This is a genomic window from Psychrobacter sp. NPDC078501 (assembly GCF_044900935.1).
Classification (GTDB): Bacteria; Pseudomonadota; Gammaproteobacteria; order Pseudomonadales; family Moraxellaceae; genus Psychrobacter.
Window position 1 is genome coordinate 280,895 of sequence record NZ_JBJDOS010000001.1, and the last position, 18,160, is coordinate 299,054.

Below are 18,160 nucleotides of genomic sequence, written 5' to 3' on the forward strand. Positions count from 1 at the left end.
TTATAAATCATTTCACACTTGCCTATAAAACTTCACCGCAATGCGGACAGAAGTTCTTTTGGCGCGTTTCAACTTCTTTCTCACGCCGTTCAAGCTCTTGCTCTCGAAGTACCTGTAAGACGATATTTTGTGCCTGCTCTTTATCTAAACCCAGCTCTCGACGAATTTTATCAATCATCATCTGATTCTGTACCAAATCAAAGTCACTATCAATGAGCTGCTCACGAAAATGCTGTTCAAGCTCTTCACGGCGCTGAGCCAGTTCATTCGCTAATCCTGTCGCTAGAATACCAGCTGGCAGTGCTGCGAGACCTACGCCCAATATCGTAATGACAGCACCCAATATTTTTCCCGCATTAGTAATTGGCGTGACATCTCCATAGCCTACTGTTGTCAGTGTCACCACAGCCCACCACATCGCTTTAGGTATAGACTCAAACTCGTCTGGCTGTGCGTGATTCTCTACCAGATAAATGCCGCTAGAGGCGGTCACAATCATAATAATGAGAATAAAGATAACAGCCTGAAATGAGCCTCGCTCCTTACTAATAACGACTAGCAAGATGCGCATTGAAGCAAAGTAACGAGTCAATTTTAGAATTCGAAACAAACGTAAAATACGTAAGAAACGCAAATCAATGTTGACAAAGAAATTCAAAAAGGCGGGCACGATAGCTACTAAATCAATCAATGCGGATGGACTTCTGAGCCAATCCCATCGCTGTTTCCACGTTGTGTTATCGGGCTTGGCTTCAGCCACACTCCACAGACGCAGTAAGTACTCAATAGAAAAAACAACTATAGAGAAGTTTTCGAATAAGGTGAAGTAATCTTGATAAGGGTAATACCACTGATCGACAGACTCCGCTATTACAGCAGCTACGTTAGTCATAATCAAAAATATAAGAAAATAATCAACGTAACGGCTAAATAACGTGTCATGTTCTTCATTTTGTAAAATATCATAAACAAAATGACGCAAGCGCCGTATAGATTGGAATAACATGCCAGCCCTATGCGGTGAAATACCGAATTGATATTAGTAGAATAAAACAACGGTCAAACAATAAAAACCAAACTTTCATCACAGAACATAGGATATATTTGCAGCAATCATCCATGATTTGTATCAACAACGCTTCATTTGGTACTAACCTGTCCATTATCAGCCATGACTATCGGCTATACAAAATGCAGGTAGTAAATATAGACTGATACCAGCAGTATAAACACAATTAGTAGGATAGAGAACCTTAAGAACTGTTCGTCAGCACGAAGCTGCTGGCTAATATCTTGTGCAGGTATCAAAAACAAGTGACATTCAGGACAACAAGAGTCTACCTGATTCAATATTTTCATAGTACGCGCATTCGTACAGCGTAGAGGGGAGTTATTGCAATAGCCAAGCATAATATATTGCACCTCTTGTTGAATCATAAATAAGAGATACCGACTTACGTCAATGACACTTACTTAAAAAGCAGCTTTTGTTATGTTTAATTATAAACTGTAGACAATTGAATTACATGTAAATGTAATTTATTGCAGAAACATTGCTAATTTATATTTAAAACCTTACCAATAATAATGATTTTCGTATTATAATATACATTAAATGTTACAGATTAAACTTTAATCATGACATTATGTATCAGTAGCTAATGCCATCCCTCATTAGAAAACTGCTGATAATTTTTTATTACGTTAAGGAATGAAATGATGAAACTACAATCCCTAGTTTTAGCAACTGCTGCTGCACTTACAATGACAACTGCTTTTGCAGTCCCTGCTGGTACTTGGTCTGTTGCTGCTGGCGCGCATTATGTTGATCCTAAAAGCGACAACGGTACAGTATCTACTGGCTTAGGTAACTTTGAAGTTGATGTTGATGGCGATGTACGTCCAACTATCAGTGGTGAGTACTTTATCGCTAACAACGTTGGTGTTGAATTACTAGCTGCTATTCCGTTTCATCATGACATTACTCTAAAAGCTGGTGACACTACTATTGATGCGAAAACACAGCATCTACCACCTACTCTATCTGTACAGTATCACTTCGATGGCTATGATCTGCCTATGAATGTGAAGCCTTTTGTTGGTGTTGGTGTGAACTACACCACTTTCTTTGAAGAAAAGGTTTATATTCCTCTCGCTGGTGACTATGATTTAGAACTTGATGATAGCGTTGGTGTAGCTGGCCATGTTGGTCTTGATATTCCTTTTGCTCCAACTGAATATTTCCGTATTGATGCCCGTTATATGGACATCAAAACAGATGCAAGCCTAAACGGTGATGATATTGGTGAAATCGATATCAGCCCTTGGGTATATGGCGTAGCATTCGTTAAACAGTTCTAAATTAGTAAAGATACCATGCGTAATAAGAGCCAGCTTGATAGCTGGCTTTTTTGTGCCTATTAACTATGGTTACTACCATCTGTCTACACTAACTACTAAGCAATTATTTATAAAAATAGCTAATAACCTACAAGAACAAATAATCTCCATAAAAAAGACCACCCGTGGGCAGTCTTTTTGTATTGCTAGTTAGCTTTAGATCAAGATACGACGTGGGTCTGCTAATAGCGTTGCGATATAACGAGTGAATACAGCAGCATCTGCGCCATTGATCACACGGTGGTCATAAGACAAAGACAGTGGCAGCATCAAACGTGGCTCAAAGCTTTGTTTTTTAGCATCCCAACGTGGCTGCATACTTGCTTCAGAGACACCTAAAATACCAACTTGTGGCCAGTTAACTAATGGCGTAAATGCCGTACCACCCAAGTTACCTTGGCTCGATATGATAAAGCTAGCCCCTTGCAAATCTTTAGTGCTGAGCTTCTTATCACGAGCTTTTACAGCAAGCTCGCCAATCTCAATTGCGATTTGCTTTAAACCTTTATCTTGTACGTTTTTGATAACCGGTACGATAAGACCATCATCTGTTGCCACAGCAATACCCATATTGACACTTTTACGCAATATGACCTGAGTATTGTCATCACTCAAGTGACTGTTGAATCGTGGGTGCTGGGTCAATGCGTAAGCAGTTGCTTTAACTACGAATGCTAAAATGGTAAAGCCAATACCTTCAGCTTTCATGCCACCTTTTAGCTCACCGCGTAGTTTTTCAGTCTCAGTGATATCAGACAAATCGAACTGCGTTACTTGCGGTAGCAAAGTATTGTAGTTGAGCTGTGGTATCGAGACTTTCTGCAAGCGGCTAAGGTCTTGTGTTTCTGTCTCACCCCAGATCTCAGCGTTACTCATGTCAGGCAGTTTCGGTAGACCTGAGCTAACAGGATTACTGCTCACAGGTGCCGCTTTCTGCTTGGTTAGACTGTTTTTAACATGTGCAAACAAGTCCTCTTTTAGAATGCGATCGTTTAGAGCTGAACCATTCACTTGTGTGATATCAACACCTAACTGACGGGCTAGTTTGCGAACAGCAGGACCTGCATACACATCAACCAATTTTTCATTGACCTGTGCTTCAGTTAATTTACCCTCTGTTTTGCTAGCAGCTGTATCAGTATTGGTCGGTTTGGCAGCTTGTTTTGGCTCACCAGTGGTTTTAGCAGCTGATTTATCTTCTGTTTTGGCGGGTGCTGACTCTTGTGGCTTAGGAGCTTCAGATTCACTATCACTAGCATCATCTGTACTACTTTCCATGATGATGATGAAGTCCTGACCATTAGCAACCATATCACCTGCTTCGACCAAGATTTTCTCAATCTTGCCGGCAACTGGCGCTGGCACTTCAACTGAAGCTTTATCTGATTCGATTAGCAAAATGGACTGCTCAGCGCTAACAGTATCACCAACGCTCACCATGATTTCAGAAACTTGTGCCTCGTCAACACCTAAATCAGGTAATGCATGAGTAGTTGCTTTACCAGCATTAGCGGCTGGCTTGGCAGCAGACTCTGATTGCTTTGATTCAGTTGCAACAGGCTCAGGTTTTGATTCTGGTTTAACATCGTCTGTGCTGTTCGCTTCTTGCTCTTCAGCAGCATTTTCATCGTTGCTTTCTGCGCTATCATCTGCGCTTTCAAGCTCAATCAGCACCATACCTTCGCTGACTTGATCACCGATAGCAACGCTAATCTTAGTCACTTTACCAGCAGCAGAGCTTGGTACTTCAACCGATGCTTTGTCAGATTCTAATAATACAATGTTGTCGTCTTTTTCGATGACATCGCCAACTTCTACCATAATCTCGCTGACTTCGGCGCTATCAACACCTAAATCGGGGGCTTTAATGTCCATGATTTATTTCCTCGTCTTATGGTTATTATTATTTGACATCTTTATCATCAAGTACATTTGCATCTGCTTGATCTTCAGCACGGCCTTCATTACTGATTTCATCATCGTCTTCAGCGATAAACTCAGGTACAGGATTTGGATTTACGTTACCTGGCGCTGGTGCATCTGGAGACTGGTCATAGTAAGACTGCTGTTGCCATGCAGGTGGATGGTCCACATCGATACCTAAGCTTGAAATCGCGTCTTTAACCAAACGCATCTCAACTTCGCCTTCATCCGCTAGGCGTTTAAGCGTTGCCACAACGATATGCGCAGCATCAACGTTAAAGAAACTACGTAGGTTTTCGCGCGTATCAGAACGGCCATAACCATCGGTACCTAGAGTCGTGTAAGGACGGTTGTCTGGTAACCAAGCACGGATCTGCTCTGAATAGTTACGCATATAATCTGTCGCTGCAACTACAATACCTTCGTGCGGTGCTAATTGCTCAGTAACCCAAGGCACTTTCTCTTCGTCCATTGGATGTAGACGGTTGTAGTCATCACAAACCATACCATCACGAGTCAGCTCATTAAAGCTGGTTACACTCCAAACGTTAGAAGTAATATTGAACTCGTCTTTTAGTATCTGTGATGCTTTTTGTACTTCGCGTAAGATAACACCAGAACCTAATAGCTGTACTTGTGTTGAACCATTGTCTTCAAGCAAGTACATACCACGTTTGATACCTTCTTCGGCACCTTCTGGCATAGCAGGTTGCTCGTAGTTTTCATTCATCAACGTCAAGTAATAGTAAACGCGCTCGCCTTCACCATACATACGGCGTAGACCGTCATGCATGACCACAGCTAGCTCATAGCCAAAACAAGGATCATAGCTGACACAGTTTGGCACGACATTGAATAGAATCTGTGAATGACCATCTTGATGCTGCAAGCCTTCGCCATTAAGTGTCGTACGACCAGCAGTTGCGCCTAACAAGAAGCCTTGTGCTTGACAATCACCTGCCGCCCAAGCCAGATCTCCCACACGTTGGAAACCAAACATTGAGTAGTAAATATACATCGGAATCATCGGTAGCGCGTTCACAGAATAACTGGTTGCCAATGCAATCCAAGTACTCATTGCGCCTGCTTCGTTGATACCTTCTTCTAACATGTGACCATCGATAGCCTCTTTATAGCCCATCAACGCTTCACTGTCTTCTGGCGTATATTTTTGACCAACAGCCGAGTAAATACCCAATTGACGGAACATACCTTCTAGACCAAACGTACGCGCTTCGTCAGGTACAATTGGTACGACGCGATCTTGGATGTCTTTGTTTTTGAGCATCGCAGATAGCAAGCGCACAAATACCATCGTTGTAGACTGCTCTTTACCATTGCTGCCTTTTAATACCCGATCAAACATTGATAGTTCAGGGATATTTAGTGGGATATGACCACTACGACGGTTTGGCAGATGACCACCTAACGACTCACGACGACCTTTAAGATACTTCATTTCCGCCGAACCTTCTTCAGGGCGGTAGAACGGTAGAGTCTCTAACTGCTCATCAGTAAATGGCAAATCAAAACGATCACGGAAATACATCAATGCTTCTTGATCAAGCTTCTTCACCTGATGCGATTTGTTGACTGCTTGCGTTTGAGCAGATAAGCCATAACCTTTAACGGTCTTGACCAAAATAACCGTCGGTTGGCCTTTGGTTTTCATAGCTTCGCTAAAGGCAGCATAAACTTTAACTGGATCATGGCCACCGCGGTTTAGACGTGAGATTTCTTCGTCAGTCAACGCATCTGCCATCTCTTCTAGCTCTGGATATTTACCAAAGAATTCTTTGCGAGTAAATTCAGGCGTACGCGCTTCATATAGCTGATACTCACCATCCACCACTTCTTCCATACGTTGTTTAAGGACACCCGTATGATCTTTACCAAGTAATGAATCCCAGTTACCACCCCAAATAACTTTGATGACTCGCCAGCCTGCGCCGCGGAATACTGACTCTAGCTCTTGAATGATTTTACCGTTACCACGGACTGGACCATCAAGACGCTGCAAGTTACAGTTAACTACCCATATTAGGTTGTCCAGCTTCTCACGACCAGCAAGAGAAATGGCACCTAGGCTTTCTGGCTCATCAGTTTCACCATCACCTAAGAATGTCCAAATCTTACGACCTTCTTTTTCTAACAACCCACGGTTTTCCATATAGCGATGTACATGGGCGTGATAGATAGACATGATTGGGCCAAGTCCCATTGATACCGTTGGGAACTGCCAATAATCAGGCATTAGGTATGGATGCGGATAGCTTGATAAACCTTTACCACCGACTTCACGGCGGAAGTTATCAAGTTGATCTTCGGTCAAACGACCTTCTAAATAAGAACGGGCATAGATACCTGGCGCTGAGTGACCTTGATAATAAATCATGTCACCACCGAAGTGATCGCTAGCGGCGCGGAAGAAATGGTTAAAACCTGTTTCATAAAGCGTTGCACTAGAGGCAAATGTCGCTAAATGACCACCCAAGTCGTCATCATTTTTATTGGCACGCATGACCATGGCAAGTGCATTATAACGAATCAAAGCACGTATCTTACGCTCCATGCCTAGATCGCCTGGGTACATTGGCTCGTCTTCAACAGCGATACTATTGACGTACGCAGTGTCTAGTCTGTTGAACGGCAGTCCTTCTTGAACTGCCATATTGTATAAGGCTTTTAGGAGGAACTGTGCACGGTCCTTGTCTGCGTGTTTGACCACAGACTCAAAGGCTGCTAGCCATTCCTGAGTTTCGGTGCTATCAGCATCCTTATAATAATTCATTCTTGTTAATCCTTTTATATCAGTCATACCTACCTAATGGCAGGGCTTCATTGAAAAATGCATGATGAGAGATTGGTTTACTTATGACATCCTTGCTACGTCCAAGCATTCCATTGTTTTGTGCGATGATATACAGCTTGATTATAAAAATAGTATTACTCATATCGACAAATGCATCAAATCAACACACCTGCCAGATCGTCATAATGCTATAGCTATTCGTTTAATCATTATTTGACTATGACATTCCATTATAAGCTTTTACGGTTAAGTTGTTTATGGCTGTAGAGAAATGATGAAATAACAAGTATTTTTTAAATAAATAACGATTAGTTGTTAGGTAAATATTATTAACCATTATTCCGTTGATACCAAGATTTTAGTAATAGGTAGATGAAATTTGCTGTCCATAGCGGTAGATATCTGCTTTTTTAATTAATAAATACACTAATCGAAAATACACTTCTTGTTACTCATACCCTATAAATAGACATTCGTCTCATTTGTGTATATTAATTGTGATTTAAGTATTATTCTTATTATAAGATTATATGTATATTCTATCCTTGTTCTCGGAGCTATTATGAACCCGTATATTATACCATCGACTCTAAAGTCAAGAGTAACGCGTTGGATAGCTCTACCATCCTTATTAATACTGCTACCTAACTATTTAGCTTTTGCAGCGATAACAACATGTCCTGCTGGATACATTTCTGATGAGTTTTCAAAAGTTGATTACAGCAACTTAGCATCTACTGTTTCTCCACCAATCCTTGGGGTAAATCAACTTTTAAATGGACTTAAAAGTGAAAGCTATGTCATTGCATCTAATAGCCTTAGTACTACTGGCACTCTAGATGCCGGAGGTTCCAACTTTTATAGAACTAAAGATATAGGTACTAACATTCCATCTTTCGAGTTTTTTCAGGATTTTACTAACAAGGAATCTACTCGTACGGTTTCGTATACTTTTACAAATAATTTTAGTAAGCAATCACAAGCACTTGATAATGTCAGCTTAAGTATCTATGACATAGATGTGAACTACGTAGCGACAGGAACAGGTAGTAGTAATTTAGGTGTTAGATATTTTGAGTTTTCTGACCAAGTGACAATAACAGGCTTCACCAGCGCAGGTGCACCGGTAACTCCAATTCGAAAATATAGCGGTGCCGGAATGACGACTACGGCACCTTATCGCCAAACGACCACAACTTCTGACGTTCTATGTAGCACAGACTCAATAGACGAAAAATGCAAAGTGTCGGTAGCTTTTGATCAACCTATAGTCAGAGTAGATGTAACTTACGGCAATAATCCTAATTTAGAATATTATGACTTTAATAGTATCGGCAACCCAGGTGACCAACTAATTAATATTGTGTTTGATGGCTACTGCTATCAACCGCAGCCGCGTCTAACATATACAAAAGCGCTTTCAACTTCTCGTAAAACGAATAACGATCAATTTACTGTCCAAATCAAAGACAATGCAGATAATTCGGTAGTTACGAGTGGCATTACTTCTGTTACTACAACGGGATCGAATAACACTGTCACGACTGGTACAGGTACTACAGGAACTTTCAAAGTTAATCCTACCAAGACCTATACATTGACAGAAGCAGTCTCAGGATCGACAAATTTAGCAGATTATACTGCCTTATATGCTTGTAGAAAATCAGATGGTACATCCGTTAGCACTTTAGACCCAAAAAACCTTAAGCTAATTTACGGAGACAACTGGACGTGTACAATCACAAACGGCAGCCCTAACTATGTCTTCTCAGGCACTGTCTTTAACGATAATGGCGGTATTACTGCTGCAGACTCTACTAAACAGAATATTACTAACACCTTTACTGCAAATAGTGCTTACTTTAATGGCATCTTAGATAGTAACGAGTCTGGAATATTTGACAGTGCGTTACAAGTTACTTTAACAAACTGTAACGGTACTAAGGTTATTACAAGCTCAGCTAATCCACAAACAGTATCAAGTTCAGGTAAGTACAGTTTTACTGTTCAACCAAGTGCATTGCCAACTAGAATCTGCTTAGTGGAAACCGAGCCAACCTCATGGGTTTATAGTGTAGATACCACTGCTAATACCAGAGAAGTATCACTTAATAATGGCACCTACATATATAACAATTTAGACTTTGGGGAAGTTCAGGCGAATAACGCTTCTTTAGTGCTTATTAAATCGCAATATGTCCATAATTGTAATATCAATACAAACTTTAACGGTACTACTGGTACACCTTCTCAAACCCCTGCATTTAGTATTGCAGAAATAAAAGACATAGAACCCGGAAAATGTATTGCTTATAGAATTGAAGCTTATAACCGAGGTCATGTTGATTTGAAAGATATTCAAATCAACGATCAATTACAGGTAAAGTCGCAAACCAACTTGGTAACCTCTGTTTTCGCTTTGCCAGTTCCTAAAGGAGATCCTACTTCTCTCTATACTGGCACAACTCTACCGACAGGTACTATTACCTCTGAGCTGTTTAACTTAAACAAACCTACTGGATCAACTCCTACCAAAGCCACGCTATATTTTAATACTAAATATGGCACGACTATGGACACTCAGTAGCTATTATTTCTTGCATCTCTAAAGTATTACTAATCTTCTTTCTAACCAGAAAAGGCCCTGTCTACCTAGACAGGGCCTTTTACCGTTTAGCTACCTCGAATTACCATTTGTCGTCTTTATAATGAATATTTGTATCGGTTACGTGACAATAGCTTAAAGGGAAGATGTGCGCTTTTTACAGACGATCCTGAGATCAAATTATAGACAGTTTCACTTTAGCCCAAGGCATCAACATCCCAATGATAGCAATGATATAAGAAAGGATTTTATATGAAACGTTTCAAAATTCTACGCAATGTTCTATTAGCTACTATAGCTTCTAGCTGTCTACTAAATATAGCACATGCTGACGATGCTCTAAAAATGGAGTTAACGTCTAATCAAGTTGTAAAAAACTCAGAAGGTAAAACGATCTATACACCAGTACGTACCGCGCCAGCAGGTACAGTAATCCAATATAAAGCAACTTATACCAATACCATCAACAAAGATATTAATGACTTGATGGTAACTCTACCTATTCCTACTAATATGACATTTACTGGTGAAGCAGTCCCTGCAAGCGCACAAGCCAGCACGGATGGTAAAAACTACGCTGACATGCCGCTGATGCGTAAAGTAGACGGCAAAATGGTCAAGATTCCATATTCTGAATACCGTACGCTACGCTGGAATATTAAGCTATTACCAGCTAAGAAATCTGCAGCCGTCGCTCTCAATACTACCGTTAATTAGTTCAGTATCTATTAAGCCTCAACTCTTTAAAAACTCTAATTTTTAATCTAAGTCCATATCATCTCTTTTGGAGCATTACATGAAATCAAATACTTTTAACTACAGCATGCTTGCTGTCGGTGTTGCGGCTGTTATGGGCCTATCTACTGGAGCTAATGCTGCAACCCCTACTGGCGGCACTTCAGGCTCTTTTAATGTTACTAACAAAGCGACAGCTTCTTATACAGTTGCAGGTAGTGATGCTTCACAAACCGCAGAATCAAATGTAGTTACAGTGAATGTTACTGAAACAGGATCATTCTCTTTAATCTCGACGGTAGTAGACGATGTAAAGGATGATGATTTTGGTAAAGACCGTGCTATTAATGCGCAAGCGAGCTCAACAGTAGACTTTACTCATACACTAACTAACGGTGGTAACGTTAACGACATTTATAAGATCACTCTTGCTAATATAACTGGCGATAATTTTGACTACAACCTTGGCAACAGTGTTATTAAGTATCAAAAGGTTAATGCTGCTGGCACTAACGTTGGTGGGGAAGTCACTATTGCTAATAATGAATCAATTGCGTTAGCACCAGGTGAAAAAGCTCTAATCACAGTTACTGCTCAATCTAATACTAAACGTGTTGCTGATACTAACGGTATCCTTACGGTTACTGCTGAAAGTACGTATTTGAAGTCTAAATCTGCAAATACAGACCCTGCTACCTATACAGCAGTAAACACCGATAATGCGTTGACTAAGACACCTATTTACGCAATTACCAAGTCAGCTACGACCAACCTTGGTAACAAAAACTTTGACTTAAACAATACTGATGCTTTTGTTGACTACACTATTACTGTCAAAAACGAAGGTAATATCAGTGGTACTGCAATTAGCATCTCAGATGATCTACCATCAGGTTTAGTAGCGATCGCATCAGGACAGCAAAACTATAAAGCACCTTCTGTTGCAACATCTAATGGTAGTGCGGTGGGTACTGCTGTCCTTTCGAACAGTAACAAAACAATCACTGTAGCTGGTCAAAACATCAAAGTGGGCGAAACTATTACAGTTACTTTCCGTGCGAAAAAGGCAACTGATGCAACATCTAGTAGCTTATTTACCAACTATGCAGTTGTTAGAGATAATACTAATAGTGATGTAAATGCTAATACCCCTGATATCATCGATAGATCTGATGATGGTGTGACGCCGGGTGGCCTAACAGAAAGCACTTATGAAAATACAGCTACACCTCTAATAGGTAAGGATGATAATACCAACGCGACAGTAACAACGACTAATCAGACTCGTGCTATTGCTATCACCCCAGGTGCGAACAAAGAAGTAGCTCTAATCACACCTACAACAAATAACGATGTTGCCAACACTTACACTTATACCATTACAAACAACGGTACTGATATCACGGAAGCAGCAGGTACAGGTGACAACGATAGTTCTGTCAAACTTTCTATCAAGCCAACTGCGACTAGAAATAACGGCATTATCGATGATCCTAATATCAGTATTACACGTGTATATGTAGATGCCAACAATAATGGTAAGTTTGACACGGGTGAAACTGAACTTGTAGGCGTAAACGGTATTTATGAGTTGAATGCTGCTACTCCATTTGTGACAGGTAGTACTACCAATCGCAAAGGCTTAGCTCCTGGTGAGAGTGTCAAAATTGGTGTGCAAGTTACCACGTCAGGTGAAGGGAGTAACGATCCAAACTCTACACAAGCTAATGTAAATAACATAGGCGATTTTGAAACTTTAACCCTATCTATCCAACCTAAGGGTCCAGTTAACGGTACCGCTGTACCTACTAGTACTTCTGATAATCCATTGTCTACAACGTCTACTACGATCATGCAGGGCATTAATCTAGCGAAATACCAAATAGTAGATAGTTGTGGTGCAAGTCCTGCTGTTAACTCTGCTGCATGGGTGACTGGAAATCTAACAGCGACTGCTGCTCAATGTATCTTCTATAAATTAGAATCTAAGAACACTTTCACTGATAGCGCTAGAGTTATTAATAATCTTGTCGTATCAGATACTTTGGCACCTACGCTAACGTATCAAGCCAACAGTTTTTCAGCCTCGCCGACGGCAACTGACCAGTCCCTTGGTCAGACAATAAAGGTTACATTTGCAACGGTAAATGCTGGTGCAACAGCCAACGTTGTATTCTCTGCAAAACCTTCACAAACTGGTACTAATCAATAAATAATTCAATCTATTTATCTACGAGTAGTAAATGCTACTCATAGATAAACCCTCTAGCTTGACCTAATCGATTTTGATGAACCAAGCTAGAGAGTTACTACCCTACTCTTCTATGTTTTATTGGATAAGCGACATATGACTCTATCTATCATGACACCGTCTAATCGTACTACGTTGCATACAGCGAAGATCTCTGCGCTGACGGCTGCAATGTTGCTTATGCAATCAAATATGGCTTTTGCTGCGCCAAATGCTCTTGTACAAACTATCAATAACATTGCTAATTCGACTTATGAAGTTAATTCTATTAAACAAAATAGCATTACAAACCAAGTACAAGTAAAAGCCTCTGCACTTCCTGAATATGGTATCAGTTTGACTCAGCATGCTTTACGCACAGTCATGCCTAATACACAGGTAAGTTGGGTCAACGTACTGAGTAACACCAGCTATAGTGATCAAACTGTTGAATTGACACTTGCTATATCACCAACTGTCTCTAATTTAAAGGTCTATCAAGACCTTAATAATAATGGTGAGGTCGATTCAGAAGATCGACAAATCATGCTCGATAACCTGAGCGCTCAGATCAAACTTGGTCAGAGTGAGAGTATTCAGCTTATCGTACAGGCTCTATCAGATGCCAGCGGTGAAGATGGCGATACTGCCGACATAAAAATTGGCGCTATCATACTAGAAGACCCATCAATAGCAGCTGTTGAAGCAATTGACAGACTGGTTATTGTTGAACCTAAAATCAACTTTACTACTCCTCAATTTGACGGTGCTAAAACCACCTCGCAAATCGGGGACAACGTTTATATTGATGCCAGTTACGCGCAGTGTAATGTGCAATCTGATAAACCTGATCAAGTATGGATTACTGTTAAGTCCCCTGCAACAGGTGACACCTACTCTCTTAAAGGAATTGAAACTGGTAATAATACAGGCAAATATCGTCTAACTGCACCGACACAAAACAACGCCAATGCTATTAATGATAAGTTCATTCAGACATTAGCTAACGATACTTTAACTGCTAGTCTAGAAGCGTGTATTGCTCCTTCTGTTGGTACAGATGCTGATCAGCTACCAAGTAATAGTGATTTTACTGTAGTTATCGAGGATCTGAGTTCTCAAGTAAGTATAATTGATAATAGTGCCAGTTTGGTTGTCACGAAAGAAAGTGATGTCAAAACTGCAGAGCTTGGTGATTATGTCAGCTATACCATCGATATTACCAATAACGGCAAATCGACTGCTTACGATGTACAACTAAAAGACGCTTTACCGCGTGGTTTTGACTACGTTGAGAACAGTGTACGTGTTAGTCCAACGACTGATATTGATATCAACCAAGCGCAGACTACCGAGTTTAAAGCTGATGGTAAATATCAGGTTTTGAGCCTAGGAAACATGGCAGTTAACGAAAGTAAAAAAGTTACTTATCGTGTACTCATCGGTGCGTCATCACTAGGCGGCGATGGTATCAACCGCGCCACCGCTACTGCTAGAAATGACCAAGGTCAAAGCGTCGGCTCAAGAGAAGCGCAGTGGAAGATTGATGTAGAGCGCGGAGTGATGAATACTGATGGTATTATCGTCGGTAAGGTCTATCACGATATCAACCGCGACGGTATTCAGCAAAAAGTAGACGGCGAGCTTGGTGTCGCTGGTGTACGTATCTATATGGAGAACGGCAACTTCATCGTGACTGATCCTGAAGGTAAATATAACTTCTACGGTATCAGTGCCAAAACACACGTACTAAAGGTCGATCGTACTACTATCCCTAGAGAAACTGAGCTGGTTACCCAAAGCAATCGCAATACTGGTGATGCCGGTAGTCGTTTTGTTGATTTGAAATACGGCGAATTACATCGTGCAGATTTTGCAATCGTTGGTGGCATGGCAGATAGCACTGAACGCTTAAACGCTGAGCTAATTGCTCGTAGCAAATTAGTAGAAGCTAAAAATGATACGCTAGAGCAAGCGGTAAAAACAGAGCTAACACTAGAACCAGATTACGATATCGACACGACTGATAATGTCGATGCAAGTGGCTGTAATATCAATGGTGACTTAGACCTTGGTAATAGCTGTGATTCAGCTATCGTTAATGACATGGTCAATCCAGTAGATAGCCGTGTTGATATGACGGTAACCACTGTTGCTCCGCCAGTAGAAAAAGAGCTCGAAGAGTACTTAAAAGAAGTGGCGAGTAACGATGTTGCCTTCATTAACCTAAACGAAGGTCAGCAGCTTAGCACTTATAAACAAATGGTACAGGTTCAGGCACCGCTTGGGTCTGTGTTCACACTATATGCCAACGGCAAAGCTGTATCAGAACAAAAAATAGGTAAAACTGCTGAGCAAGAAAAACAGAATGTAACGGCTTTCGATTACTATGCTGTTGATTTACAGCGTGGTAAAAACTCCTTACGCGGTGTTGCGACTGATATAAATGGTCAGGTCATCTCTGAGCAGACGATCAAGGTATTAACTCCTGATAGCTTACAAGCTATCGACTACCGTACTCAGGAAAATCTAGTACCAGCTGACGGTATTAGTGAATATCAGGTAGTCATTAGTCTAAAAGATCGTGATGGTCGTCCATATATTGCATCAACTCCGATTACTATCGATACGAATATCGGCCGAGTTAATCTAAAGGATGGCAGTAAAGACCAATCTGGTACTCAAGTAATCGTATCCGGTGGTGAGCTACTAATACCCGTAACTGCACCTAGCGTACCAGGTAAGGGCGAGCTAGTAATTGACACTGGTAGCAGCAAACAAATCATTCCATTACAGTTCACCGCTCAACTACGTCCACTACTTGCTGTTGGTATTGTAGAAGGTGCTATTTCACTAAAAGACTTTGATGGTAGTAGCATTACCGATGCTCAAGGTGCATTTGAGCAAGAGCTAAATGACTTTGCTGGTAATGATGATTACACAGCTTCTGGTCGTGCCGCAATGTTCCTAAAAGGAGAAGTGCGCGGTGACTACCTGCTAACGCTTGCATATGATAGTGATAAAAAAGGCGAGCGTTTGTTCCGTGATATCGAGCCGGGCGAATACTATCCTGTCTATGGCGACTCATCAGCTAAAGGCTTTGATGCGCAGTCTACTAGCAAGCTTTACGTGCGCCTCGATAAAGGCCGTTCGTTCGCTATGTATGGTGATTTGAAAACTCAGATTGATGATGACGAAGGCATCAAGCTTGGTCAATACAACCGTACATTAACTGGTCTAAAAGCTCAATTTGAAGATAGCAACACTCGTGTTACTGCCTTTTTAGCAGAGACCAGTACTAGCCAACGTGTAAATGAGACTCGCGGTTTGGGCATTTCAGGCCCATATCCATTGGCTGAGAACTTCGATGCGGTATTAGAAAACTCTGAAACGGTTGAAGTTATTACTCGTGATGCCAACAACCCTGGGCTTATTATCAATCGTGAGACGCTTACTCGCTTTGCTGATTATGAGATCGACCCTATCAGCCGTAGCTTATTCTTGACGGCACCAATTGCTAGTCAGGATATCGAAGGCAATCCTATCTATATCCGTGTCACTGTAGAAGTTGATGAAGGCGGTGAAGATTATTTGGTCGGTGGTATTGCCGCGAAGCAGCAACTAACGGATAAAGTCGCCATCGGTGGTAGCTATGTGAATAGCGATGACCCATTGAACAAAGAAGAGTTGGCTAGTGTTAATAGTGTTGTTAAATTCAATAATAAGCTAAAGCTGGTCGCAGAATATGCGATGAACAAAGCTGAGAACCCAAATTTTCAGTCAAGTAATCAAATCAACGCGACAGAATTGACTGATAGTGATGTTGAAGGTAACGCACTACGTATTGAGCTTGATTTTGATAATAAGAAAAATACGCTTGCCAAAGCTTATTATAATGATGCTGATGAAGGTTTTGTCACTGGTGTATCACCGCTTACTGCTGGACGTACTGAATCTGGTGTAGAGGTTACTCATACTCTAAATGATAAGAAAACTGCTCTTAAGTTAGAAGGCATACGCACAGAAGAGCATACTACTGACGCCAGCCGCGAAGGCGTGCAAGCAAGCGTTGAGCATCGTTTAAGCGAAAACATCGTTGGTGAAATTGGGGTTCGTTATTACAAACAAGACGCGACTGCTGCCTCACGTAACACTCAAGCCGCGACAGACGTTGTAGATATTACAGACGATACGCTATTCAATGATGACATTATCAATCAGTCAGCGTTAAGCAGCGTTAGTGACGCTGAAGAAGATATTGAAGGTACGACTGTACGTGCTCGTATTACCTCTCGTCTACCTAAGTTGAATAACAGCTTGGTATTTGCAGAATATGAGCAAGATATCGAAAACAGCTCACGTAATGCGACTTCTATCGGCGGTGAGACACCGCTCGGAAATCTAGGTCGACTATACGCACGTCATGATTTGATCAACAGCCTATCTGGTACTTATGGTCTTGATGATACAGATGAGCGTCAACGTACCACTGTTGGCTTTGACGCAACTTACATGAAAGATGGTAAGGTTTATAGCGAATACCGCATGCGCGATGCAATCAGTGCACGTGAGGCAGAAGCAGCCATTGGTCTAAAAAACAAATGGTATGTTCAAGAAGGTTTAACCTTAAACACTTTATTTGAACGTGTTGAATCTCTGGAAGGTGAAGAAAGCAACACTGCAACAGCGGCAGGCTTCGGTGTTGAATATCTTGCCAAAGAGAATTATAAAGCATCAGGACGTTTTGAAAAACGTTGGGGTGAAACAAGTGATACGCTACTTGGTAGTGCTGGTATCGCCTATCGCTATACTGATGAGGTTACCTTCTTAGCCAAAGACATCTATTCACGCACTGACTATAGTGATGGTGATCGCACTATTAATCGTTTTCAGCTAGGTGCTGCGTATCGTGACTACGATAGCAATCAGCTAGATATGCTTGCAAAATTCGAATATCGTTTGGATGATAATAATACTGGCGATGACGCTTATCAAAAAGACACCATGATTTGGTCATGGAATGGTAATTACCATCCTACGCGTCCGCTAACCTTGTCTGGACGGTATGCTGGTAAGTATACAGAATACGAAGCAGACAGCTTAACCAGCAATAACACGGCTCACGCTGTTTATGGCCGTGGTCTTTATGACATCAGTGAGCGCTGGGATATTGGTTTACAAGCAGGTACTTATTGGAATGATCAGGCTAATGACTTGGCTTATATGCTTGGTGCAGAAGTAGGTTATAGCCCAATAACCAACCTTTGGTTATCACTTGGTTATAACTTCATGGGCTTTGAAGATGAAGATATTGCTTATGATGACAGTACTCAGCAAGGTGCTTACTTTAGATTGCGCTTTAAGTTTGATGAAGACTTATTTAAACGTGAAGACCCACGTAAGAACCAACGTCTGAGCAGCAATTCTGCATTTTAATTGTTTGATACTAATGATA

8 protein-coding genes are annotated in these 18,160 nt (G+C 41.1%); 5 read left to right on the plus strand and 3 right to left on the minus strand.

Annotated elements, in window-relative coordinates:
* Positions 1-22: 22 nt before the first annotated feature.
* A complete protein-coding gene (locus ACI2IW_RS01115) occupies positions 23-1,006 on the minus strand; it encodes an ion transporter (protein ID WP_057759421.1) in 984 nt (327 codons plus the stop codon).
* A gap of 713 nt (positions 1,007-1,719) precedes the next feature.
* Between ACI2IW_RS01115 and ACI2IW_RS01120 the strand changes: the two genes are divergently transcribed.
* Entirely contained in the window at positions 1,720-2,361 is a 642-nt protein-coding gene (locus tag ACI2IW_RS01120; RefSeq protein WP_404692593.1) for an OmpW family protein, read from the plus strand.
* 195 nt (positions 2,362-2,556) lie between these two features.
* Here ACI2IW_RS01120 and ACI2IW_RS01125 read toward each other — a convergent pair whose 3' ends face one another.
* Positions 2,557-4,275 carry a 2-oxo acid dehydrogenase subunit E2 gene (locus ACI2IW_RS01125; RefSeq protein ID WP_404692364.1) on the minus strand — a complete coding sequence of 573 codons (1,719 nt, stop codon included), beginning with the start codon at positions 4,273-4,275 and terminating at the stop codon, positions 2,557-2,559.
* Between the two features lie 28 nt (positions 4,276-4,303).
* A complete protein-coding gene (gene aceE / locus ACI2IW_RS01130; protein ID WP_191115074.1) occupies positions 4,304-7,114 on the minus strand; it encodes a pyruvate dehydrogenase (acetyl-transferring), homodimeric type in 2,811 nt (936 codons plus the stop codon).
* Positions 7,115-7,697: 583 nt separating this feature from the next.
* Here aceE and ACI2IW_RS01135 point away from each other — a divergent pair.
* From ACI2IW_RS01135 to ACI2IW_RS01150, 4 genes are all read left to right on the plus strand, one after another.
* On the plus strand, positions 7,698-9,722 hold the full coding sequence (locus tag ACI2IW_RS01135; protein ID WP_404692365.1) for a hypothetical protein: 2,025 nt from the start codon (positions 7,698-7,700) through the stop codon (positions 9,720-9,722).
* A gap of 270 nt (positions 9,723-9,992) precedes the next feature.
* Entirely contained in the window at positions 9,993-10,457 is a 465-nt protein-coding gene (locus ACI2IW_RS01140) for a hypothetical protein (RefSeq protein WP_404692366.1), read from the plus strand.
* 79 nt (positions 10,458-10,536) lie between these two features.
* Positions 10,537-12,687, plus strand: coding sequence for a beta strand repeat-containing protein (locus ACI2IW_RS01145; RefSeq protein WP_404692367.1), 2,151 nt, complete (start codon positions 10,537-10,539; stop codon positions 12,685-12,687).
* Positions 12,688-12,822: 135 nt separating this feature from the next.
* Positions 12,823-18,141, plus strand: a complete 5,319-nt coding sequence (locus ACI2IW_RS01150) for a hypothetical protein (RefSeq protein WP_404692368.1) — start codon at positions 12,823-12,825, stop codon at positions 18,139-18,141.
* The last annotated feature ends 19 nt before the right edge of the window (positions 18,142-18,160 follow it).

Bases quoted from the DNA above. Each gene is read 5' to 3' on its own strand.
- ACI2IW_RS01115 (WP_057759421.1), bottom strand. From the start codon at position 1,006: ATGTTATTCCAATCTATACGGCGCTTGCGTCATTTTGTTTATGATATT.
- ACI2IW_RS01120 (WP_404692593.1), top strand. From the start codon at position 1,720: ATGAAACTACAATCCCTAGTTTTAGCAACTGCTGCTGCACTTACAATG.
- ACI2IW_RS01125 (WP_404692364.1), bottom strand. From the start codon at position 4,275: ATGGACATTAAAGCCCCCGATTTAGGTGTTGATAGCGCCGAAGTCAGC.
- aceE (WP_191115074.1), bottom strand. From the start codon at position 7,114: ATGAATTATTATAAGGATGCTGATAGCACCGAAACTCAGGAATGGCTA.
- ACI2IW_RS01135 (WP_404692365.1), top strand. From the start codon at position 7,698: ATGAACCCGTATATTATACCATCGACTCTAAAGTCAAGAGTAACGCGT.
- ACI2IW_RS01140 (WP_404692366.1), top strand. From the start codon at position 9,993: ATGAAACGTTTCAAAATTCTACGCAATGTTCTATTAGCTACTATAGCT.
- ACI2IW_RS01145 (WP_404692367.1), top strand. From the start codon at position 10,537: ATGAAATCAAATACTTTTAACTACAGCATGCTTGCTGTCGGTGTTGCG.
- ACI2IW_RS01150 (WP_404692368.1), top strand. From the start codon at position 12,823: ATGACTCTATCTATCATGACACCGTCTAATCGTACTACGTTGCATACA.